Genomic DNA, 21,492 nt, shown 5'->3' with positions numbered 1-21,492 from the left:
AGTCCTCATGACTGCTGATCATCCCCTGCCACGAGCTCGTCCGGGGTCCGCGGCCTCTCGGCCAGCTGTGACCGGGCCCGGCGCGAGAAGAGCGCCCACAGCCGCAGGCCCAGCGCGCTGAGTCCGCCCGGCACAAACATCACGACCAGGATGAAGATGACACCCAGGATGAACATCGGCTCGGACAGCGGGATGCGCAGCACCGCGGGCAGGTCGTGGATGGTGTCGGACTGGGCCAGCACGGCGAGGCGCTGGCTGAGGATGACATAGACGAACGCGCCGACGACGGCGCCCCAGCGTGAGCCGACACCGCCGAGCACGACCATCAGCAGCAGGGAGATCGTCAGCTCGGCGCTCATGACGTGCGGCACCGCGCCGGAGTTGAGCAGCAGGTGCACCATGCCCATGCCGGCGGCAATGACCGAGGCGGCGACAAAGATCGCCAGCTTGACCAGGAACGGGCGCATGCCCAGGACCTGGACCCGCAGCTCGTTCTCCCGGACCGCTGCCGCGACGTGGCCGGCCCGGCTGCGCTGCACCCAGGTCACGACGATGAAGGCCACGACGAGGGCCGCCAGCGCCACCCAGTAGAGGTTGCGGGTGTCCGCCACCCCGACCAGCCAGTCCGGCACGTAATCGGTCGGCAGGCGCATGCCCTCCTCGCCGCCGGTGAGCTTGCCGGGGTTCTTGCGGACCAGCACGAAGCCGGCCTGCGCGAAGGCGAGGGTGACCATGGCAAACGGGATGCCGGTCACCTGCAGCGACACCGCGCCCAGCAGGAGCGACATCACCACTGCGGCCACCAGCACCACCAGCGCCGCGGGCACCAGCCCCAGCTCGAGCTCGGCCATGACGATGCCGAGGCCGTAGGCGCCGATGCCGAAGTAGAGCGCGTGACCGAAGGAGAGCAGGCCGGCCACCCCGAAGAGCAGGTGATAGGACAGGGCCACACCGGCCATCACCATGGCCAGCGCCAGCAGGTGCAGGGTGCCCGGGGTGTAGGTCGCGCCCGGGAGCACGCCCGGGATCGAGAGGTTGAGCAGCGGCAGGCAGGCCAGCAGGACGACGAGGCCGATCGGCACGATCAGGCTCAACAGGCGCGAGCGCAGGTCCGTGCGGCCGGAGGTCTCCGGCGCAGCCGTGGCCCCGTGACGCATCTCCCCCACCTTCTTGTCGATTGCTGTCTCAGCGGCGGACCGCCCCTGCTGGGCGTCGCGGCCCTTGTCGGCGTTGTGCGTGTTCATGGTGGTCATGCCTTCCTCCCCATCAGGCCGGACGGTCGGGTGAGCAGCACCAGGGCGAGCAGCACGACGACAGCGAAGTCTCCGGTGCCGGCCAGATAGAAGTTGGCGAACTGCTGCATGAGGGCGACGAGCACGGAGGCGACGGCGGCGCCGATCAGGGAGCCGAGACCACCGATGACCGTCACGATGAAGGCAAAGATCAGCAGCGTCTGCCCCAGCATCGGGGACACATAACCGAAGTGGTGCGAGGCGAGCACACCGCCGATGCCGGCGGCCGCACCACCGATCGTGAAGACCAGGGTGAAGGCCGTGCGCACGTCGATGCCCAGCGCCGTCACCATCGAGCGGTTCTCCACGCCGGCGCGGATGATCATGCCGTAGCGGGTGTGCTTGAGGAAGAGCACGATGGCGGCCAGCACGGCGACCGCCGAGACGATCGCGACGAAGACGATGTTGGGGATGCTGGCGCCACCGATCTTGGTGGTCTGGTCCAGCCAGGCCGGACCGCGCGGGAAGCGCGGGTCCGTGCCCCAGATGCCGTCGAAGAGCGCGACGGCGGCCAGGCCCAGACCGACGGTGACCAGCACCTGCTCGATGTGCCGGTTATAGAGCTTCTGGACCAGGATGCGCTCGGTCGCGGCCGCGAAGAGCGCACCGGCCAGGGCACCCACGACCAGGGACGCGGCAAAGCCGGTCCAGGTGGAGGCACCCAGTCGCTGTGCGACCTCGAGGCCGAGGAAGGCGCCCAGGGACAGGAAGACACCGTGGGCGAAGTTCAGCACGCCCATCAGGCCATAGATCAGGGACAGTCCGGACGCGACCAGGAAGTAGATCGCACCGAGGCCGAGACCGGTGACCGCGAGCAGGATGACGTCGTTCATACAGCTCCCTCCGCACCTGTGCTGACGCCCAGCAGGCGTTGGGTCAGGTCGGGGTCGTTGAGGAACTCTGCGGCGGGTCCGGCATGGACGCTACGACCGCCGGTGAGGACAACTGCGTGGTTGGCGAGGTCGCGCACCACCTGTAGGTTCTGCTCCACCAGGAGCACCGGGACGACCTCGGCCGCCCGGGCCAGGACCTGCCCGACCTCCTGGACGAGGCGTGGCGCCAGGCCCTTGGTCGGCTCGTCGATGAGGAGCACTCGGTTGGTGTTGAGCAGGGCACGCGCCAGCGACACCATCTGCTGCTGCCCGCCGGACAGCGTGCCGGCCGCCTGGCTCCCGCGCTCCTTGAGCTCGGGGAAGAGGTCATAGACCAGGTCGTACTGGTGGTCGTGCCCCTTGCGCTCGGCGATCCGCAGATTTTCGGTGACGGTCAGCGCGGAGAAGACCTCCCGGTCCTCAGGCACATAGCCCACGCCCAGCTGAGCCACCTTGTGGGTGGGCAGGTCGGCGATGTCGCGCCCCTCAAGAGTGATCTGCCCGGAGCGACCGATCAGGCCCATGACGGCCTTGATGGTCGAGGTCTTGCCGACGCCGTTGCGGCCCAGCAGTGCGGTCACGCCGGTGGCGGCCACGTCCAGGTCGACATGCTCGACAACCTGCTGACCGGCGACGTGCGCCTGCAGGCCCCGGACGGAGAGCACCGCCTCGCTCACCTGCCCGGTGGCGGTGGCGACAGGCTCGGACTGGGTCGCGGGCGTCATACGGACTCTCCCAGGTAGGCGCTCTGAACGGTCGGGTCGGCCATGACGGCGTCCGGGGTGTCGATGGCAAGCAGGTGCCCGAAGTGCAGCACCGCCACGCGCTCGACGAGCCCGAGCAGCACCTCCATGTGGTGCTCGACCATCAGCACGGTGCAGCCATGCTCGGTGTGCAGGCTGCGGATCACCTCGGTCAGCCCGGCGACATCTCCGGAGGCGACCCCGGCCATCGGCTCGTCGAGCAGCACCACCGAGGGGTCGGTGGCCAGCAGCATCGCGATCTCGAGCTTGCGCTTGTCGCCGTGCGGCAGGTCACCGGCGCGGAAGTCCATCCGGTCCCCCAGCCCGACCTCCTGCAGCAGGGAGCGGGCGCGGGCCGAGGCGCGGTCGCCGCGTCGGGGGAAGGTGAACAGCGAGATGGCGTGGCCCTCGGTGACCTGAGCGGCCAGGCGCACGTTCTCCTCCACCGACAGGGCAGGGAAGACCGAGGATGTCTGGAAGGTCCGGCCGAGACCGGCGACCGCCCGCTGGGTCACCGAGCGACCGGTGACGTCACGTCCGTCTAGCCGCACGCTGCCCGTGGAGGGGGTCATCACGCCGGAGATCAGGTTGAACAGCGTCGTCTTGCCGGCCCCGTTGGGGCCGATGACGCCGACGATCTGACCGGTCGGCACGGTGAAGGAGATGTCCTCCAGGATCTGTGCCCCGCCGATGCGCAGCGAGAGGTCCCGGACCTCCAGCGCGGTGGCGGTCACTTGCCGGACGTCTCCGGCGGCGCGACGTCGGCAGCCGGGACGGTGTCGATGAGCTCGGGCATCCAGGAGTCACCGTCAGCAACCAGCCGGGCGGTGTACATGTCCTGCAGGAGAGCGTGGTCGCTCTCGCGGATGGTGTAGTCACCCTTGGGGCCCTGGAACTCCCAGCCCTCGAGCGCGTCGATCATGGCGTTGACGTCCTCGTCACCCTCGGTGAGGGCGTGGACGATCATCTGACCGGCGACGAAGCCGTCCGGGGTGAACAGGTCGGGGGTGCCCCCGCCCTCCTCGACGGCCTCGATCATCGCGGTGTTGACATCGTTGTCGGGAGCGCCGGGGAAGTAGTGGTTCAGGAAGCTGATGTTCTCAGCGACCGGGCCGTAGGCGTCGAAGGTGACCGAGTCGCCCAGCCCTGTGACGACCGGAGCCACGTCAAAGACGTCCTGCTGCTCCAGTGCCTGCCACATGTTGGCCGAGGTCGCACCGGCCCAGGCCACAAAGATCATGTCCGGCTCGTCCGACTTCAACTGCGCGGCAAAGGGGGTGAACTCGGTGGCGTCCTCGGGGACGAGCACGCTGCTCACCTCGGCGCCACCCGCACCGAGCACGGCCTCGACGGCGGCCAGGTTGCCCTGACCGAAGGCGTTGTCCTGGGCGAAGACGACGACCTTGCTGGAGTCGCCCTCGAGGAAGGCGCCGGCGGCGGCGACGTCCTGCAGGCTCTGCCGGCCGGAGCGGAAGGTGTACTCGTTCACACCGGTCAGCGCGTCGACCGCGGCGGGGCCGGAGATGTAGAGGATCTCGTTCTGCTCGGCCTGGTCCGCCATCGCAACCGCGATGCCGGAGACGATCGTGCCGCCCAGGATCTTGTAGTCCTGACCGATCAGGTCCTTGGCAGCGGCCACGGCGGTGTCCTGGTTGCCGGCGTCGTCGCGGTAGGTGATCTCCACCTCGCGGCCGTCGATCTCACCGGTGCCGTCGGTGGCGTAGTCGATGCCCGCCTCCAGTCCGGCCTTGTACTGCTCACCGTAGGCGGCCAGCGGGCCGGTCTCGGAGTAGATGATGCCGACCTTGAACGGCTCGCCGCCGCCAGCGTCTTCGGCGGTAGCTGCGGTGTCGTCGTTCGAACCGTTGTCGTTCGAACCGTTGTCGCCGTTCGAGTCGTCGTTGGAGTCGGACGGCGCGCAGGCGGCCAGCGCCAGGACCGCGGCCATCGACAGGGCCAAGAGGGACGAGCGTGCCATCAAGCACTCCTTTGTGTGTGGGACTGCCAACCTGAAAGGTGATTCAGGTTTCAGGGGAAACGTATCGAGGTCGACGAGGGAAGTCAACGCAGACGCACATCACAATGTGGTCACGACGGCGTTTGTGCAGTTCAGGGCACCTCTCCCCCAAGTCCCCGACGGGGCGCACCGTGTGACGCTCTCCCCTCAGACCGAGGGCGTGGGGTTGCGCTGACTCCAGCGCGCGGGGTTGCCCTCACTCCGTGCGCGTGGGATTGCGCTCCCTTCGAGCGCGGGGTGGAAGCTCCTACGGGATCAGGGGCAGCAGCACGTCATACAACGCGCGGTCGGCAGCGCCGATCAGCCCGTTCTCGGGGATGATGCGCGCGTCATAGGGCACACCTCCGAAGGTGCCGAGGAAGGCGCCGGACTCCGCCAGCAGCAACGAGCCGGGCGCGTGGTCCCACGGCTGACGGCCTCGATAGACGATGTAGTCGGCCGACCCGTTGACCAGCATGGGGTAGTCGACGGCGCAACAGATCCAGGTGAGCTCCATCGGCGGGAACTCCCCCAGGCTCTCCCCGATCCACGGCCGGTGCGAGGTCACCCCGCGCGGCGCGGCCGGATCGGCCACCGACGGACGGGTCAGCCGCTCACCGTTGCGGAAGGCGCCGGCACCGCGCTCGGCCACGAACGCGACCTGGTGCTGCGGCTGCCAGATCCAGCTGCGCACCACCTGCGGCCCCTGCAGTTCGGCCACCATCACGCCGTGGTCCTTGGAGCCGTTGACGAAGTTCTTGGTGCCATCGATGGGGTCGACGGTGAACGCGTGCTCGGCCGCGGCATACTCCTGCAGGACCCCGCGGTCCTGCGCGTAGTGCTCCTCCCCCAGCACGACAGCCTCCGGATAGGCCGCCTGGAGCCGCGCGGTGATCAGCACCTCCGCCTCGCGGTCGGCGACCGTGACCAGGTCCCCCGGGTTCTTCTCCATCACCTGGTGCTCCGAGAGGTCCCGGAACCGAGGGTTGATGACCTCCTCGGCGACCTCCTGGAGCAGGGTCAGTATGCCGTCAGTGTCCACCCCTTCAACCTATCCGGTCGTGGTCCTCACCATGGCCACCCACCCACTGCGCGGGCGATCTGACGACGCCCTGCGGTGACGCTCGGCTTCAGGGCGGTGGGCTGACGGCATGCTGCGCTGGCGGTGTGCCTCAGGACTCCAGGGCGCTGCGGTGCATCGCCGCCAGGCCGGGGTAGTGACCGATCCCGGCCCGCATCCCGGCGCGCTCCTCCTCGGTGAGCTCGCGGCGGATCTTGCCCGGCACGCCAGCGACCAGCGACCCGGGCGGCACCTCGGTGCCCTCGAGCACGACCGCGCCAGCAGCCACCATGCTGCCGGCACCGATCACGGCACCGTTGAGGACGACCGACCCCATCCCGATGATGCAGCCCTCACCCACGGTGCACCCGTGCACCACTGCGGCGTGACCGATCGACACGTTGTCGCCGATGATCGCCGGGTGGCCCGGGTCAGCGTGGATCACCGCGTTGTCCTGCAGGTTGGAGTTGGACCCGATGGTGACATCCGCTGCGTCGCCGCGGGCGGACGAGCCATACCAAAGGCTGGTGCCAGGCCCGATGACGACCCGGCCGGAGACCACGCTGTGGGGCGCCAGCCACGCGTCGGGATGGACCTCCGGGACGCGGTCGCCCAGAGGCAGCACCAGACCTGCGGGTGGCTGAGGCGCTGCGGGTGGCTGAGGCGCTGCGGGTGGCTGAGGCGCTGCGGGCGTCTGTGCGGGGCCGTGCGGCTGCTGGGCGGCGCCCTGCGACTGCTCCGGGGCGCTCATGCCCGACGCTCCAGGACGGAGAAGTAGTTGGCGACGGCCACGCCGCCCATATTGAACACGCCCGCCACCTCGGTGTCTGCGATCTGCATGTCTCCTGCTTCCTCAGTCAGTTGCATGGCCGCCATGATGTGCTGGCTCACTCCTGTTGCTCCGATCGGATGTCCCTTGGACTTCAGCCCACCCGAGGGGTTGACCGGCAGGTCGCCGTCCCGGGCGGTGCGACCGCTCTCGATCGCGGTGGCGCCCTTGCCGGGCTCGGCCAGCCCGAACGCCTCATACTCCAGGAGCTCGGCGACGGTGAAGCAGTCGTGAGTCTCCAGCAGCGAGAGGTCAGCCAGGGTCGTCCCGGCCTCGGCCATCGCCTGGGTGAAGGCACGTTTGGCGCCCGCGAGCTCGAGCACGTCCTGTCGCCGGCTCAGCGGGAGGTGGTCATTGGCCTGGGCACGTCCCCGGAAGCCGACGGCCCGTGGCACGGACGTCACGAGGTCAGCCGCGGTGATGACAAGGGCAGCGGCCCCGTCAGAGACGAGCGAGCAGTCGGTGCGTCGCAGCGGCCCCGCGACCAGCGGGTTCTTGTCCGAGACGGTGTTGCAGAACTCAAAGCCGAAGTCCTTGCGCAGGTGCGCGTAGGGGTTGTGGATCCCGTTGGCGTGGTTCTTGGCCGCGATGCGCGCCAGGGTGTCCGCGTGGTCGCCGTAGCGCTCGAAGTACTGCTCGGTCAGCTGTCCGAAGATCGCCGCGAAACTCCCGGCGTCCTCCTCCTCGGCACGGTAGGACGCGTGCAGCAGAGCGTTGTTGACCACCTCGGGCGAGGAGGCCGACATCTTCTCCGCCCCGGCGACGAGGGCCACCCGGCCACGGCCGGACTGCACAAAGTCGAGCGCGGCATACAGCGCCGCCGAGCCCGTGGCGCAGGCGTTCTCCAGGTGCACGGCCGGCACCTGCCCCAGGGAAGGCTGGCCCGCGCCGACCAGTCCGGCGTCGAAGCCCTGCTGCGAGAAGCCCCCGTTGAAGACCCCGACGAAGATCCCGTCGACGTCGGCAGCCTCCACCTCCGCGTGCTCCAGCGCCCGCGTCGTCACCCCAGCCAGCAGGGTCTCAACATCCGGCTCTGGCGCCTTGCCGAACGCGCTGTGCGCCCACCCGGTGATCACTGGCGAGAGGTGTGCTGAACTCATGGCCCCAGTATGCCCATCCACTCCACCGCGCTCTCTGCCGCGGTGGGCGGGGAGCTCGTGGCCCGACCTGCGCGACGGTGGCTCTCGGTGGGAAGCTACGCCCCGACCTGGCTGAGCTCGTCGACTACCGTGTGACCGTGAGCATCCACACCGCCGACGAGCGGGCTGTCCTGGAGGGCCTGGTCGAGAGGCAGCGTGAGGCCATCGCCGGCCTGCTGGATGGCCTGACCGACGAGCAGGCCCGCCGCCGACTTGTCCCGTCACTGACGACGCCCCTGAGCCTGGTGACGCACGCGACCTTTGTCGAGAAGGTCTGGTTCCATCACCGGGTCGCCGGGGTGCCGCGCGCAGAGCTGGGCATCCCCGAGACCGTCGAGGAGAGTTTCGTGCCTGCCGACGAGGACACCATCGAGTCTGTCCTGGAGGCCTACCGCTCGGCGTGCGAGCGCTCCCGAGTGATCGCCGCCGAGCACGACCTGGAGGACCAGTTCCCCGGGCACCACGGCCCACTGAGCCTGCGCTTCGTCCTCGGGCATCTGATCGCCGAGCTGGCCCGGCACGCAGGACACGGCGACATCCTGGTGGAGCAGATCCGCGCCGCGCGCTGAGGCGCACGGTGTCGGGTCAGCCAGAGTTGTTCTAGTCGGCCCCGGTCACCGGGTCCCGGGATCACCCTGTGCTGGGTCGTCCCAGCTGGGCCGGGCCAGCTCCGGAGCCGGGTTGGTCGAGGCGCCGACCTGCAGGTGGTCGCCCTCGCTGGCCACGGCACCGGTGAGGCGGTTGATGCCGTGCATGCCGTGATAGAGGATCAGCGCAGCCGCGGTGCCCAGGGCGATGCCCTCAAAGACCAGGTCCCCGACGCTCCAGGTGTAGTTGGCGATGCCGACGATGAGCGCCACCGCCCCGGTGGTCAGGTTGATCGGGTTGCCGAAGTCGACCCGGTGCTCCACCCAGATTCGGAAGCCCAGGACGCCGATCATGCCGTAGAGCACGGTCGCCGCCCCACCGAGCACCCCGACCGGCACCGTCTGGATCGCGGCACCGAACTTGGGCAGGAAAGCCAGTCCGATCGCGGTGAAACCGGCCACCCAGTAGGCCGCGGTCGAGTAGACCTTGGTCGCCGCCATGACCCCGATGTTCTCCGCGTAGGTCGTGGTGCCGGACCCGCCGCCGGCTCCGGCGAGCGTGGTGGCCAGTCCGTCGGCCATCAGGGTGCGGCCCAGCAGGGGGTCCAGCGCCTCGGAGGAGCTGTCGGTCATCAGCGCCACGGACTTCACGTGCCCGATGTTCTCGGCCACCAGCACCAGCACCACCGGCAGGAAGAGCCCGACCACGTTCCAGTGGATCTCGGGAGCCATGAATTCAGGAGCTCCGAACCAGCCCGCCTCGCCGATCGCGCTGGCGTCGACCTCACCGCGGAAGGCGGCGACGGCATACCCGACGAGCACACCCACCAGGATCGACAGGCGACCCAGCAGCCCGCGGAAGAGCACGGTGCAGAGCACGATCGCCAGCAGGGTGGCGAATGCCGTGGTCGAGGCCTCCTTGACGTTGTTCCACGCGGCGGGCGCCAGGTTCAGGCCGATCAGGGCAACGATCGCACCAGTGACCATGGGCGGCATGAGACGGCTGATCCACGCATGACCGACCGCCTGGACGATCAGCCCGATGAGGAAGAGGGAGGCGCCCGCCATGATCACGCCACCGAGCGCCCCCGCCGGGCCGTGCTGCGCCTGCGCGGCGGCGATCGGCGCCAGGAAGGCGAACGAGGACCCCAGATAGGACGGGACCCGGTTGGCCGTGATGAGCAGGAAGATCACGGTGCCGACTCCGCTGAACAGCAACGTCGTGCTCGGCGGGAAGCCGGTGATCAACGGCACCAGGAAGGTCGCACCGAACATCGCCACGACGTGCTGCATGCCGATGCCGATCGTGGGTCCCCAGGCCAGTCGCTCCCCCGGTCCGACCACCTGGCCAGGCTCGATCCGGTATCCGTTGCCGTGCACGCGCCATAGGCTCACGTGGCTCTCCTTCAGAAGGGTGGTGGGTCGGCCCGCGGGCGATCCTATCGGTCGGTCTACCCTGGTGCCGGTGACCACCGCCCTTCCGCTCACCCGCGTCCCCGACCCTGCCGCCGCACCCGCCCTGCGTTGGGGAATCCTCGGGCCCGGCACCATCGCGCGGACCTTCGCCTCGACCGTCCTCACACACTCCCGCCAGCACCTCGTGGCCGTCGCCTCCCGGTCCCGGGAGCGCGGCGAGCACTTCGCCGGCGAGTTCGGCATCCCCCGGGTGCACACGGCATACGAAGACCTCGCGGCAGACCCCGAGGTGGACGTCATCTATGTCGCCACCCCGCACTCGCACCACCGCGCCCAGGCACTCCTGGCGATCGGCGGCGGCAAGCACGTGCTGGTGGAGAAGGCCTTCACCCGCAACGCCAGCGAGGCTCGCGAGGTCCTCCAGGCAGCGCAGGAGGCGGGCGTCGTGGCGCTGGAGGCCATGTGGAGCCGGTTCCTGCCCGGCACCGACGTGCTCAGGCAGCTGCTGGCCGACGGTGCGCTCGGCACGATCGTCTCGGTGACCGCCGACCACGGTCAGCTGATCGGTGCCGCGGACGCAGCACGCCTGCACGACCCGGCGCTGGCCGGCGGGGCACTGCTGGACCTGGGCATCTATCCGGTGTCCTTCGCCTCGCTGGTCCTCGGCCAGCCCGACACGATCCGGGCCACCGGCACGCTGACGCCCAGCGGCGTCGACGAGCAGGTCCGGGCAGTCCTGACCAGCGGGGGCGCGGAGGCGGTGCTCACCACGACCCTGGCCGAGCGGACGCACAATACGGCCAGCATCGTCGGCACCACGGCCCGGGTCGACCTGCCCGGTGACTTCTACACCCCCGTGCCGTTGACCGTGCGCAGCACAGACGGCGCCACCTCCACCATCGACCCCGGACCGATCAGCGGTCACGATGGTCTGGTCTATCAGGCGGCTCACCTGGCCCAACTCGTCGCCGACGGGCGCACCCACTCACCGGCGCTGCCCCCGGAGGAGACGATCGGCATACTCACCACCACCGACGAGATCCGGCGTCAGGTCGGCGTGGTCTATCCCGGCGACTGAGGACCGGTCCGGCACGTCCACGTGCCGAAAGCGCGGGCCCGCAGTATGGTCAGGCAAGCACTCAGCGTGGAGGTGGACATGGCACCCAAGGACTCGACCTTCCTGGGCTGGCCCGTTCTGAGGCAACTCGCCACTGGCGACTTCCTGGGGCGTGGGGCGGCGGTGACCTCGCGGCGCACCCGTGAGGTGGAGGCGCGCACCACGACCGCGGACCGCGTCGTGCAGAGCGTCTGTCCCTACTGCGCCGTCGGCTGCGGTCAGAAGGTCTTCGTCAAGGACGAGAAAGTCGTCCAGATCGAGGGCGACCCCGACTCACCGATCAGCCGGGGCCGGTTGTGCCCCAAGGGTGCTGCCAGCGAGCAGCTGGTCAACTCCCCCACCCGCCAGACGCATGTGCTCTATCGCGCGCCCGGGGCGACCGAGTTCCGGCGGATCGAGCTCGACAAGGCCATGGACATGGTCGCCGACCGTTATCTCGAGGCCCGCGAGAACAAGTGGCAGGAGTTCGACGACAAGGGCCACCGCGTGCGCCGCACGATGGGCATCGCCTCGCTCGGGGGAGCCACCCTCGACAACGAGGAAAACTATTTGATGAAGAAGCTCTACACGGCTTCCGGGGCGATCCAGATCGAGAACCAAGCACGCATTTGACACAGTTCCACGGTTCCCAGTCTGGGATCCTCGTTCGGTCGTGGCGGCGCCACCCAGTCCCTGCAGGACATGGCCAATGCCGACTGCGTCATCATCCAGGGCTCCAACATGGCCGAGTGCCATCCGGTGGGGTTCCAGTGGGTCTCGGAGGCCAAGGCCAAGGGCGCGCGGATCATCCACGTCGACCCGCGCTTCACCCGCACCTCGGCGATCGCTGACACGCACGTCCCGCTGCGCGCCGGCACGGATGTCGTGCTGCTGGGCGCCCTGATCAACCACGTGCTGAGCAAGGACCTCTACTTCCATGACTACGTCGTCGCCTACACCAACGCCGCGACCCTGATCAACGAGAAGTTCGTCGACACCGAGGACCTGGGCGGTCTCTTCTCCGGGTTCGACCCCGAGACCGGCACCTACGACACCTCCTCCTGGTCGTATGCCGAGAAGATGGACCCGCAAAACCCCGACAAAAATGCGGGTTCCGCCAGCGAAACCGCTACGGAAATGGGGGACGGTCAGATCCAGGAGCCTGACGGTGACGACGAGTCCGGGGCCAGCCAGCGGGCCCGTGCCGCCGGGGACGAGCTCGGCGCGGCCGGGGCAGCGCTCGAGCACGCCAACGTGGTGCGGGATGAGACCCTGCAGCACCCGCGCTCGGTCTTCCAGATCCTCAAGCGCCACTACTCGCGCTACACCCCCGAGATGGTCCAGGAGGTCTGCGGCATCCCGGTCGAGCTGTTCGACGAGGTGGCCCGAGCGCTGACCGACAACTCCGGCCGGGAGCGGACGACCTGCTTCGCCTACGCCCTCGGCTGGACCCAGCACAGCCTGGGCGCGCAGTTCATCCGCACCGCCGCGATCCTGCAACTGCTGATGGGCAACATGGGCCGCCCCGGTGGCGGGATCATGGCCCTGCGCGGGCACGCCAGCATCCAGGGCTCCACCGATATCCCGACGCTGTTCAACATCCTGCCGGGCTACCTGCCGATGCCGATGGCCGGTGAGCACGACAACCTGCAGGACTACCTGTCCACGATCTCCTCGCCGCTGCAGAAGGGTTTCTGGACCGAGGCCGACGCCTACACCGCCAGCCTGCTCAAGGCCTGGTGGGGCGACGCGGCCACGCCCGAGAACGACTTCTGTTTCGACTACCTGCCCAAGCTGACCGGTGCCCACGGCACCTACCAGACGGCCATGGCCATGCTGGACGACGAGGTCGAGGGCTACTTCGTCCTGGGGCAGAACCCCGCGGTCGGGTCGGCTCACGGCAAGATGCAGCGGATGGCGCTGACCCACCTGAAGTGGGTCGTGGTGCGTGACTTCCAGCTCATCGAGACCGCGACCTTCTGGAAGGACTCCCCCGAGATCGCCACCGGTGAGCTGCGCACCGAAGACATCGACACCGAGGTCTTCTTCTTCCCCGCGGCCAACCACGTGGAGAAGTCGGGGACGTTCACCCAGACCCAGCGGATGCTGCAGTGGCGCCACCAGGCGGTGCAGCCACCGGGCGACGCCCGCAGCGAGCTGGAGTTCTTCTACGACCTGGGCAACCGCATCCGGGAGCGCCTGGCGGGCTCGACCGACGAGCGCGACCGCCCCCTGCTCGACCTGACCTGGGACTACCCGGTCGACGAGCACGGCGAGCCCAGCGGGGAGGCCGTCCTGAAGGAGATCAACGGCTATCACCTGACCGGTGAGCGCGCGGGGCAGCTGCTCGACAAGTTCGCCGACATGAAGGCCGACGGGTCGACCTCCGGCGGGTGCTGGATCTACACCGGCGTCTTCGCCGGCGGGGTCAACCGCTCCGACAACCGGGTCCCCGGCTCGGAGCAGGACGAGACCGCCGCTGAGTGGGGCTGGGCCTGGCCGATGAACCGGCGGATCCTCTACAACCGGGCCTCGGCGGACCCCCAGGGCAAGCCGTGGAGCGAGCGCAAGAAATATGTCTGGTGGGACGAGGACCAGCGCAAGTGGGTCGGCAAGGACGTGCCGGACTTCCCGGTCGACCGGGACCCCTCGTTCCGACCCGACCCCGACATCGGCGGTCCTGCCGCGATCGCGGGCGACGACCCGTTCATCATGCAGGCCGATGGCAAGGGCTGGCTGTTTGCTCCCAAGGGCATGGTCGACGGTCCGCTGCCGACCCACTACGAGGCGCACGAGTCGCCGATCCCCAACCCGCTCTATCCCCAGCAGAGCAACCCGAGCCGGCTGATCTACCCGCGCAAGGACAACCTGTGGGCACCGTCGGGCACCGAGCCCGGGTCTGAGGTCTACCCCTACGTGTTCACGACCTACCGGCTGACCGAGCACCACACGGCCGGTGGGATGAGCCGGTGGCTGCCCTACCTCTCCGAGCTGCAGCCGGAGATGTTCTGTGAGATCTCCCCCGAGCTGGCGGCCGAGCGCGGCCTGACCAACGGCGAGTGGGCCACGATCATCTCCGCACGCAGTGCCATCGAGGCCCGGGTGCTGGTGACCCAGCGGATGACCCCGCTGACGATCAAGGGGCACACCGTCCACCAGATCGGTCTGCCCTACCACTGGGGTGTCGGCGGCGACGCGGTGGTCGAGGGCGACGGCGCCAATGACCTGCTCGGCATCGTGCTGGACCCCAACGTCCAGATCCAGGAGTCCAAGGTGGGCTCGTGCGACATACAGCCTGGTCGTCGCCCCCGCGGCGAGGCCTTGCTGCGGCTGGTGGCCGAGTATCAGTCCCGCGCGGGCTCCACGACCGAGACCGGCAGCCAGCGTCTCTCGGACGTCTCGTCCGAGGCCACCGGGCTCCGGGAGAACGCTGCTGGTGACGCCCCGCCCCCCGACGTGGATGGAGACCAGTGATGGGTTATCTCGCCCGCCAACTCGCCGGACGCACGGACCCCGCCGCGGACGCGGGGTGGGAGGAGCCGCCCAGCCGCAAGGGCTTCTTCACCGACACCTCGATCTGCATCGGCTGCAAGGCCTGTGAGGTGGCGTGCAAGGAGTGGAACGCCCTGCCGATGGACGGGAGCCTGGATCTCACCGGCAACTCCTACGACAACACCGGCGACCTGGGCGCGAGCACCTGGCGCCACGTCGCCTTCGTGGAGCAGAGCAAAAACCGCATCGAGGCCGCCCGCGAGTCCGGGCGCCGCCTGGTCGATCTGGGTATGCCGACCGTCGGCTCTGCCTCCCCCGCACCCGAGGCGCCGGGCGGCGGATCGACAAAACCACTACGAAAAGACGGGCCAGACCCGCAAAACCACTCGCAAATTGGTGGGGCTCCCGCGGGTTACGGGACGCTGCCGGCGCCGCCGGAGCACGGTGGTCCCTCCCTCGGTGACCTGCTCTCGGAGAAGGAGGCTGTCGAGAACGGCGCCGACCCGCTGTCCGCGGGTGGTGGTCTGGGCACCACGGTCGACGGCATCCCGATGGTGGGTCCGCTGCCGGAGTTCCGCTGGTTGATGGCCTCCGACGTCTGCAAGCACTGCACGCACGCCGGGTGTCTGGACGTCTGCCCGACGGGCGCGCTCTTCCGCAGCGAGCACGGCACGGTCGTGGTCCAGGACGACATCTGCAACGGCTGCGGCTACTGCGTCGGGGCCTGTCCCTTCGGGGTCATCGAGCGCCGCACCGACGCCTCGGTGTCGGTGCGCGGTGACGGCCACGTCCCCAATGTCGGTGTCGCCCAGAAGTGCACGCTCTGCTACGACCGTCTCAGCCACGACCAGACGCCCGCCTGCGCCCAGACCTGCCCGACCACCTCGATCCAGTTCGGGGCCCGCGAGGACATGGTGACCGCCGCGAAGCATCGGGTCGTCCAACTCCACGAGCAGGGCTTCACCGAGGCGCGGCTCTATGGCGCCAACGACGACGACGGTGTCGGCGGGACCGGCTCGGTCTTCCTGCTGCTCGACGAGCCGGAGGTCTATGGGCTGCCCCCGGACCCGGTCTGTGCCACCTCCAAGCTGGCCGAGATGTTCCGCGCGGCGGGCTGGGCCGGGACCGGTCTGCTGGCAGCCGGGGCGCTGGCCTTCCTGGGAGGGCGACGGTGACCACCTCCCCCTTCGACAGCTACCGGCCACCTGACGAGGGTGGCCGACGACGCCGCCGCAGCGGCGTCCGCGGTGCCGTGACCGGGGCGGTCTCTGACGCGGCCCGGGGCGTCGCCAAGGGCAGCCGCGGCGCCGCCAGGGGCGGCACCAGCTGGCTCAACCGTGACGGTGGGGGCCGCCGCGAGGCCCCGGCCGTCCCCGACGCGGAGTTCTCCAGCTACTACGGGCGCGCCGTCATCAAGCCTGTGCCGTGGGACTACAAGATCCCGGCCTACCTGTTCGTCGGGGGTATCGCGGCCGGCTCCGGTCTCATCGCCACCGGCGCGGCAGCCACCGGTCGGGAGCTGCTGCGTCGCAACAGCCGCCTCACCGCGATGACGGGGGTGGCGATGAGTGGTGCCTTCCTGGTGGCCGACCTGGGCCGGCCCGAGCGCTTCCTCAACATGATGCGCACGGTCAAGCTCACCTCACCCATGTCGGTCGGCACCTGGATCCTGTCCGGCTATGCGGCCTTCACCGGCGTGACGACCGCCACCGAGGTCGCGCGCCTCCTCCCACTGCCAGAGCGTGGCGTGGTCGGCACCCTGGCCCGGCTGCTCGAAGCGGTCGACGCACCGGCGGCCGCCGGCCAGGCCTTCTTCGCCCCACCCCTGGCGGCCTACACCGCGGTCCTGCTCTCCGACACGGTGACGCCGGTGTGGTTCGAGGCCCGGCGTCAGCTGCCCTTTGTCTTCGTCGGGTCGGCCGCGATGGCGTCCGCCGGCGTGCAGATGGTGCTCACCCCGACCGAGCAGGCCGGCCCGGCCCGCCGGTTCGCACTGCTGGGAGTGGCGGCGGATCTCGTGGCCATGCACCGTCTCGAGGAGCACCTCGAGGACCTGGAGCTCGACGAGCCGACCACCACCGGACCAGCGGGCACGAAGCTGCGGCTGGCCAAGGCACTGACCATCGCTGGCGGTCTGGGCACCCTGCTGGCCGGACGCAGCCGCGTGGTCGCCGTCGCCTCCGGCCTGGCGCTGGCCGGTGCCTCGGCCCTGACCCGATTCGGCGTGGTGGACGCAGGCATGGAGTCCGCCCGTGACCCGAAGTACACCGTCGGCCCACAGAAGCGACGCCTGGAGGAGCGCCGAGCGGCTGGCACCATCCACGACAGCACGGTCACCGTGCGATAGGAGTGCGCATGGCCACGACACCGGACACCAGCCAGTCACCGGCCACCACGGCGGGGGGAAACCGCCTCCTCATTCTCGCGGGGGGCGTGCTCGTGCAGCTTGCCATCGGCGCCGTCTATGCGTGGAGCACCTTCAGCAAGGCGATCCAGGCCGACCCGTCGGCGATCGAGCTCACCCCGGTGCAGGCGACGTTGCCGTTCACCGTCGCCATCGGGATGATCTTTGTCGGCAGCTTCCTCGGTGGCCGCGCGCAGGACAAGCGCGGACCCCGCATCGTTGCCCTCGTCGGCGTCACGATCTACTCGCTGGGCATCATGCTGGCCAGCTTCACCCGCGACGCGTCCGACCTGTGGATGCTCATCCTGGGTTATGGCGTGCTCGGCGGGTTCGGTCTCGGCCTGGCCTACATCGTGCCGATCGCGATGCTCCAGAAGTGGTTCCCCGACAAGCGCGGTCTCATTACCGGCATCGCGGTCGGTGGGTTCGGCTTCGGTGCGGTCATCACCTCTCCCCTGGCTCAGCAGATGATCGCCGGCAGCGCCGACTACCAGCAGTACCCCACGAAGGTCTTCCTCTGGCTCGGCGTCGCCTACCTGATCGCCGGGGTCCTGGGCGCGTCGGTCTTCCGCAACCCGCCTGAGGGCTACACGGTGCCCAGTGCTGCCGCGCCCGCCGCGGCCCTGGCTTCCGACGACAGTGCGGACCCTGCCGCACACACGGTCGGCGCACAGGACACGCGGACCACCTCGGAGCCTGCGCCCGCGGCACGCAACGCCGCCGGACACGACTTCACCCCCAAGGAAGCCCTCAGCACGCCGCAGTGGTATCTGCTCACCCTGATCCTGACCATCTCCGTCAGCGCCGGCATCTCCCTGATCTCCATCGCGGCGGACACGGCCACGGACGTGGCCGGCTTCACCGCTGCGGGCGCGGCGACGTTGGTGGGAGTCATGGGGCTGTTCAACGGTGGTGGCCGCATCCTGTGGGCAGGCATCTCCGACAAGATCGGGCGGATGCCAGCCTTCCTGGGCATCCTCGTGATCCAGGGCGTGGCCCTGCTCGCGATCCCTCACGCCGGCAATGCCGCGCTCTTCTACATCCTCGCCGCCGTCATCTACACCTGCTACGGCGGCGCCTTCGGCACGATGCCGTCCACCGCGGGTGACTTCTTCGGCGTCAAGCACGCCGGTGCGATCTATGGTCTGATGCTGGTCGGCTGGTCCATCGGCGGCATCATCGGGCCGATGCTGATCTCCTGGCTGGTCGGCGCGGACGGAGCCTACGTCCTGGGCTACACCGTGGTCGGCATCATGGCTCTGGCCGGTGCGGTCCTGCCGTTCATCGCCAAGCCGCCGAAGCACCCGGGCACTGCACCCGCCACCACCTGACCGCCGCCGGGTGACCAGCGTGACCGGTGAGATCAGCTGACCTGGATCAGCACACCCTCGCCCAGGCTTCCGGCGGAGACGGTCTCGCCGATCACCGGGGCACCGGGGATCTCACCGACGACCAGGAGACCGCCGGAGGTCTGGGCGTCGGCGAGCAGGATCAACTCGTCCTCGCTGATCCCGGAGACAGCGGCCAGGGAGGGCCGGACCCACTCCAGGTTGCGACGGGACCCGCCCGGCACGTGACCGGCGGCCAGCGCCTCGCGGGCCCCGGCGACATACGGAACGGCGGAGGCGTCGATCCGGGCGGCGATGCTGGAGGCCCGGCACATCTTGTAGAGGTGGCCCAACAGGCCGAAGCCGGTGACATCTGTGGCTGCCCGGATCCCCGCCGCGAGGGCAGCCAGGGAGGCGTCCCGGTTGAGCGCCGTCATGCTCTCCACGGCCTCCTGGCTCACCTCACCGGTGGCCTTGTGCCGGTTGTTGAGCACCCCGACCCCCAGCGGCTTGGTCAACGAGATCGGCAACCCGGCCTGCGCCGCGTCGTTGCGCATCAGCCGGTCGGGGTCGGCTGTGCCGGTGACTGCCATGCCATACATCGGCTCGGGCCCGTCGATGCTGTGGCCTCCCAGAACGGGGCAGCTGGCCAGTGCGGCGACGTCGAGACCGCCGCGCAGCACCTCGCGCAGCAGCTCGGTCGGCAGCGCCTCCCGCGGCCAGGCCACCAGGTTGATGCCCATGACCGGCGTGCCGCCCATGGCATAGATGTCGGAGAGCGCGTTGGCCGCCGCGATCCGGCCCCAGTCATAGGCATCGTCGATCACCGGGGTGAAGAAGTCCGCGGTGGACAGCAGCGCCGTCCCACCCTCGATGCGGACGGCAGCGGCGTCGTCACCGTCGTCCAGTCCGACGAGCACCTCGGCAGCCGGGTCGGGCAGCACGACCTGCAGTCCCCCGATGATCTGCTCGAGCTCCCCGGCCGGGATCTTGCAGGCGCAGCCACCGCCGCGCGCGAACTGGGTCAGTCGCAGGGTGTCCATGGCCCAACTCTGCCACCTGGCACTCCGGTCGCGCCCGGTGGCCCGGGTAGGCTGCCGGGTGGAGGCGTCTGGGTTCCTGGTGGGCCCCCCGGTCTTCAACACCGGCGAGGCCGAGCATCTCGGTCTGGCGGGTTCGATTCCCGTCCGCCTCCGCCACCACGTATGCCGGGTGCTCCCGGCGCGGGAAGGAGCCCGGGTGAAGCGGGTGCTGGCCACGGCGGGGCACGTCGACCACGGCAAGTCGACGCTGGTGCGGGCGCTCACCGGCCGGGACCCCGACCGGCTCGGGGAGGAGAAGTCCCGCGGCCTGAGCATCGAGCTCGGCTTTGCCTGGACGCAACTGCCCGGCGGTGCCGACGTCGCCTTCGTGGACGTGCCCGGACACCAACGCTTCGTGGCAACCACGCTCTCGGGTTTGGGACCGTCCGCCGCCGTGGTGTTCGTGGTCGCTGCCGACCAGGGGTGGCAGGCCCAGAGCTCAGAGCACCTCGCGGCCGTCCGCGCCCTGGGCATCCGCGACGGTCTGCTCGTGCTCACCCGGTGCGACCTCGCGGACCCCGAGCGCGTGGACGCCGTCCGCGTGGAGGCCAGTCGGCACCTCGCCGGGGCAGGCCTGGCCCTGCCGGCGTGCACCGTCTCCGCGGCGACCGGTGAGGGGATCGAGGACCTGCGCGTGGCCTTGGACGATCTCGTGGGGCGGATGCCCGCCCCGGACCCGCAGGCCCCGGCGCGCCTGTGGTGCGACCGCTCGTTCACCATCTCCGGGGCCGGCACCGTGGTAACCGGCACGCTCGGTGCCGGCACCCTGCACACCGGTGACCGTCTGACCCTGCTCTCTGGTGAGCAGTCGCGGGAGGTCGTCGTCCGCGGACTGCAGAGCGAGGACCAGCCCCATGACGTGGTGGGCCCGGTCTCCCGGGTCGCGGTCAACCTGCGCCGCACGGAGACCGACGTCGCCGGCCGCTCCTCCGTGCTGGTCACCCCGGGTGCCTACGCCGAGGCGCAGGTCATCGATGTCTCCCTCGAGCCCGTCGACACCGGCCTTGGGCACTCCCGCCAGGAGCGGGCAACTCCACCCACGGAGGCGATCCTGCACGTCGGGACGGCAGCTCAGCCCGCGCATGTTCGGCCGCTCATGGGTGCTGGTGATGGTGATGCCCCAGTCTCGGGCACGGTGGTCGAGGTCAGCTACGCCCGGATCACCACAGAGGTCTCGCTGCCCTGGCACGTGGGTGACCTGGCGATCCTGCGCGACCCCGGTGACCGCCGCCTGTGGTCGCTGCGCATCCTCGACGTCGATCCCCTGCCGCTGCGGCGCCGGGGCGCCGGCCGCCGACGCGCGGCGGAGCTGGCCGGCGACGGAGGCCGACGCGCCACGGAACTGGCCGGCGACGGGGCCGCGACCACCGAGGCCGACTCCACCCCACATTTCGCCGCCACCATGACGCGCGTGCGGTCCCGATCGGCCGAGCACCCCTCCGTCCTATCCAGGCTGTGCCTGCCCGAGCCGACGGGTGCCGTGCGGGTCGGCCAGTGGTGGGTCGACCCCGACGCGCTCACCCTGTGGAGCGCCCGCCTCAGCCGCTTCGTGCGTGACCACCACGAGCAGCAGCCGCTGAGTCATGGCGTGCCGGTGGCCGAGGCGGGCCGGGAACTCGACCTTCCCGATCACCTGCGGCCGAGCACGGACGGGGGCACTCTGCCCCACGACCTGTCACCGCTGGTCCCCGACCTGGTGCGACACCTCGCACAGGACACCGGCCTGACGATCAGCGGCGGACGCGTGCGGGCACCGGGCTCCGGCGGGCTCGGGGCGGCAGAGGAAGCGGTCGCGAGCCTTGAGGACCGGCTGCGCCAGGAGCCGTTCGCCGCCCCGGAGCGCGATGAGCTGGCCTCGCTCGGACTGGGCACCACCGAGCTGGCCGCTGCCGCCCGGGCCGATCGCCTCCTGCGCCTGCCCGGCGACATCATCCTGCTGCCTGACGGCCCCGCCCGGGCGATGCGCGAGCTCGCGGCCCTGGAGCAACCGTTCACCCTCAGCGCCGCCCGTCAGGCCCTCGACACGACACGGCGGGTGGCCGTGCCCCTGCTGGAGCACCTGGACTCCCGGGGCTGGACCCGCCGCACGGACGGGCAGCTGCGCCAGGTCGTCCGCTGACCCCCCCAATCTATGTAGTGGTTTCGCGGGTCCGCCC

17 protein-coding genes and 1 tRNA gene are annotated in these 21,492 nt (G+C 69.9%); 8 read left to right on the top strand and 10 right to left on the bottom strand.

Features of this window, described 5'->3' with window-relative positions; translation table 11 throughout:
- Positions 1–5 precede the first annotated feature (5 nt).
- The 8 genes from FNH13_RS09260 to FNH13_RS09225 form a co-directional block, all read right to left on the bottom strand.
- Positions 6–1,253 (bottom strand): branched-chain amino acid ABC transporter permease, encoded by a 1,248-nt coding sequence (locus FNH13_RS09260; protein ID WP_228266681.1) that lies wholly within the window; start codon positions 1,251–1,253, stop codon positions 6–8.
- Positions 1,250–2,125: a branched-chain amino acid ABC transporter permease gene (locus FNH13_RS09255; RefSeq protein WP_143783182.1), complete on the bottom strand. Its 876-nt coding sequence runs from the start codon at positions 2,123–2,125 to the stop codon at positions 1,250–1,252. The genes FNH13_RS09260 and FNH13_RS09255 overlap by 4 nt, the downstream gene beginning before the upstream one ends.
- A complete protein-coding gene (locus tag FNH13_RS09250) occupies positions 2,122–2,889 on the bottom strand; it encodes an ABC transporter ATP-binding protein (protein WP_143783181.1) in 768 nt (255 codons plus the stop codon). Before FNH13_RS09250 ends, FNH13_RS09255 begins: the two co-directional genes overlap by 4 nt.
- Positions 2,886–3,641, bottom strand: a complete 756-nt coding sequence (locus FNH13_RS09245) for an ABC transporter ATP-binding protein (RefSeq protein ID WP_143783180.1) — start codon at positions 3,639–3,641, stop codon at positions 2,886–2,888. Before FNH13_RS09245 ends, FNH13_RS09250 begins: the two co-directional genes overlap by 4 nt.
- On the bottom strand, positions 3,638–4,885 hold the full coding sequence (locus FNH13_RS09240) for a substrate-binding domain-containing protein (protein WP_202878911.1): 1,248 nt from the start codon (positions 4,883–4,885) through the stop codon (positions 3,638–3,640). Before FNH13_RS09240 ends, FNH13_RS09245 begins: the two co-directional genes overlap by 4 nt.
- Before the next feature lie 286 nt (positions 4,886–5,171).
- The gene (locus FNH13_RS09235) at positions 5,172–5,945 is read right to left on the bottom strand and encodes an inositol monophosphatase family protein (protein WP_143783179.1); all 774 of its coding nucleotides are present in this window, start codon (positions 5,943–5,945) and stop codon (positions 5,172–5,174) included.
- A 130-nt stretch (positions 5,946–6,075) separates the two neighbouring features.
- Positions 6,076–6,714, bottom strand: coding sequence for a gamma carbonic anhydrase family protein (locus FNH13_RS09230; protein ID WP_143783178.1), 639 nt, complete (start codon positions 6,712–6,714; stop codon positions 6,076–6,078).
- On the bottom strand, positions 6,711–7,892 hold the full coding sequence (locus FNH13_RS09225) for an acetyl-CoA acetyltransferase (protein ID WP_143783177.1): 1,182 nt from the start codon (positions 7,890–7,892) through the stop codon (positions 6,711–6,713). Before FNH13_RS09225 ends, FNH13_RS09230 begins: the two co-directional genes overlap by 4 nt.
- Before the next feature lie 137 nt (positions 7,893–8,029).
- On the opposite strand from FNH13_RS09225, the gene FNH13_RS09220 reads away from it, so the two are divergent.
- Positions 8,030–8,500 carry a DinB family protein gene (locus tag FNH13_RS09220; RefSeq protein ID WP_143783176.1) on the top strand — a complete coding sequence of 157 codons (471 nt, stop codon included), beginning with the start codon at positions 8,030–8,032 and terminating at the stop codon, positions 8,498–8,500.
- Positions 8,501–8,545: 45 nt separating this feature from the next.
- Here FNH13_RS09220 and FNH13_RS09215 read toward each other — a convergent pair whose 3' ends face one another.
- Complete coding sequence (locus tag FNH13_RS09215; protein WP_165699939.1) at positions 8,546–9,913, bottom strand: uracil-xanthine permease family protein; 1,368 nt, start codon at positions 9,911–9,913, stop codon at positions 8,546–8,548.
- A 70-nt stretch (positions 9,914–9,983) separates the two neighbouring features.
- Here FNH13_RS09215 and FNH13_RS09210 point away from each other — a divergent pair, with 70 nt between their 5' ends.
- The 5 genes from FNH13_RS09210 to FNH13_RS09185 all read left to right on the top strand — a co-directional run bounded on the left by FNH13_RS09210 (position 9,984) and on the right by FNH13_RS09185 (position 18,257).
- Positions 9,984–11,012 carry a Gfo/Idh/MocA family protein gene (locus FNH13_RS09210; RefSeq protein ID WP_321169232.1) on the top strand — a complete coding sequence of 343 codons (1,029 nt, stop codon included), beginning with the start codon at positions 9,984–9,986 and terminating at the stop codon, positions 11,010–11,012.
- Between the two features lie 78 nt (positions 11,013–11,090).
- Entirely contained in the window at positions 11,091–14,504 is a 3,414-nt protein-coding gene (gene fdh, locus FNH13_RS09200) for a formate dehydrogenase (protein WP_202878910.1), read from the top strand.
- Positions 14,504–15,697: a 4Fe-4S dicluster domain-containing protein gene (locus FNH13_RS09195; protein WP_143783171.1), complete on the top strand. Its 1,194-nt coding sequence runs from the start codon at positions 14,504–14,506 to the stop codon at positions 15,695–15,697. The genes fdh and FNH13_RS09195 overlap by 1 nt, the downstream gene beginning before the upstream one ends.
- Positions 15,694–16,869 (top strand): NrfD/PsrC family molybdoenzyme membrane anchor subunit, encoded by a 1,176-nt coding sequence (gene nrfD, locus FNH13_RS09190; protein WP_143783170.1) that lies wholly within the window; start codon positions 15,694–15,696, stop codon positions 16,867–16,869. Before FNH13_RS09195 ends, nrfD begins: the two co-directional genes overlap by 4 nt.
- Before the next feature lie 8 nt (positions 16,870–16,877).
- A complete protein-coding gene (locus tag FNH13_RS09185; RefSeq protein ID WP_143783169.1) occupies positions 16,878–18,257 on the top strand; it encodes an OFA family MFS transporter in 1,380 nt (459 codons plus the stop codon).
- Between the two features lie 32 nt (positions 18,258–18,289).
- Here FNH13_RS09185 and selD read toward each other — a convergent pair whose 3' ends face one another.
- Entirely contained in the window at positions 18,290–19,297 is a 1,008-nt protein-coding gene (selD, locus tag FNH13_RS09180; protein ID WP_143783168.1) for a selenide, water dikinase SelD, read from the bottom strand.
- A gap of 60 nt (positions 19,298–19,357) precedes the next feature.
- Here selD and FNH13_RS09175 point away from each other — a divergent pair.
- Positions 19,358–19,453: transfer RNA gene (locus FNH13_RS09175), tRNA-Sec, on the top strand.
- A 40-nt stretch (positions 19,454–19,493) separates the two neighbouring features.
- The gene (locus FNH13_RS09170; protein ID WP_165700070.1) at positions 19,494–21,455 is read left to right on the top strand and encodes a SelB domain-containing protein; all 1,962 of its coding nucleotides are present in this window, start codon (positions 19,494–19,496) and stop codon (positions 21,453–21,455) included.
- Positions 21,456–21,492 lie beyond the last annotated feature (37 nt).

Source organism: Ornithinimicrobium ciconiae (assembly GCF_007197575.1).
Classification (GTDB): domain Bacteria; phylum Actinomycetota; class Actinomycetes; order Actinomycetales; family Dermatophilaceae; genus Ornithinicoccus; species Ornithinicoccus ciconiae.
This window is presented reverse-complemented; position numbering and strand designations above follow the sequence as displayed.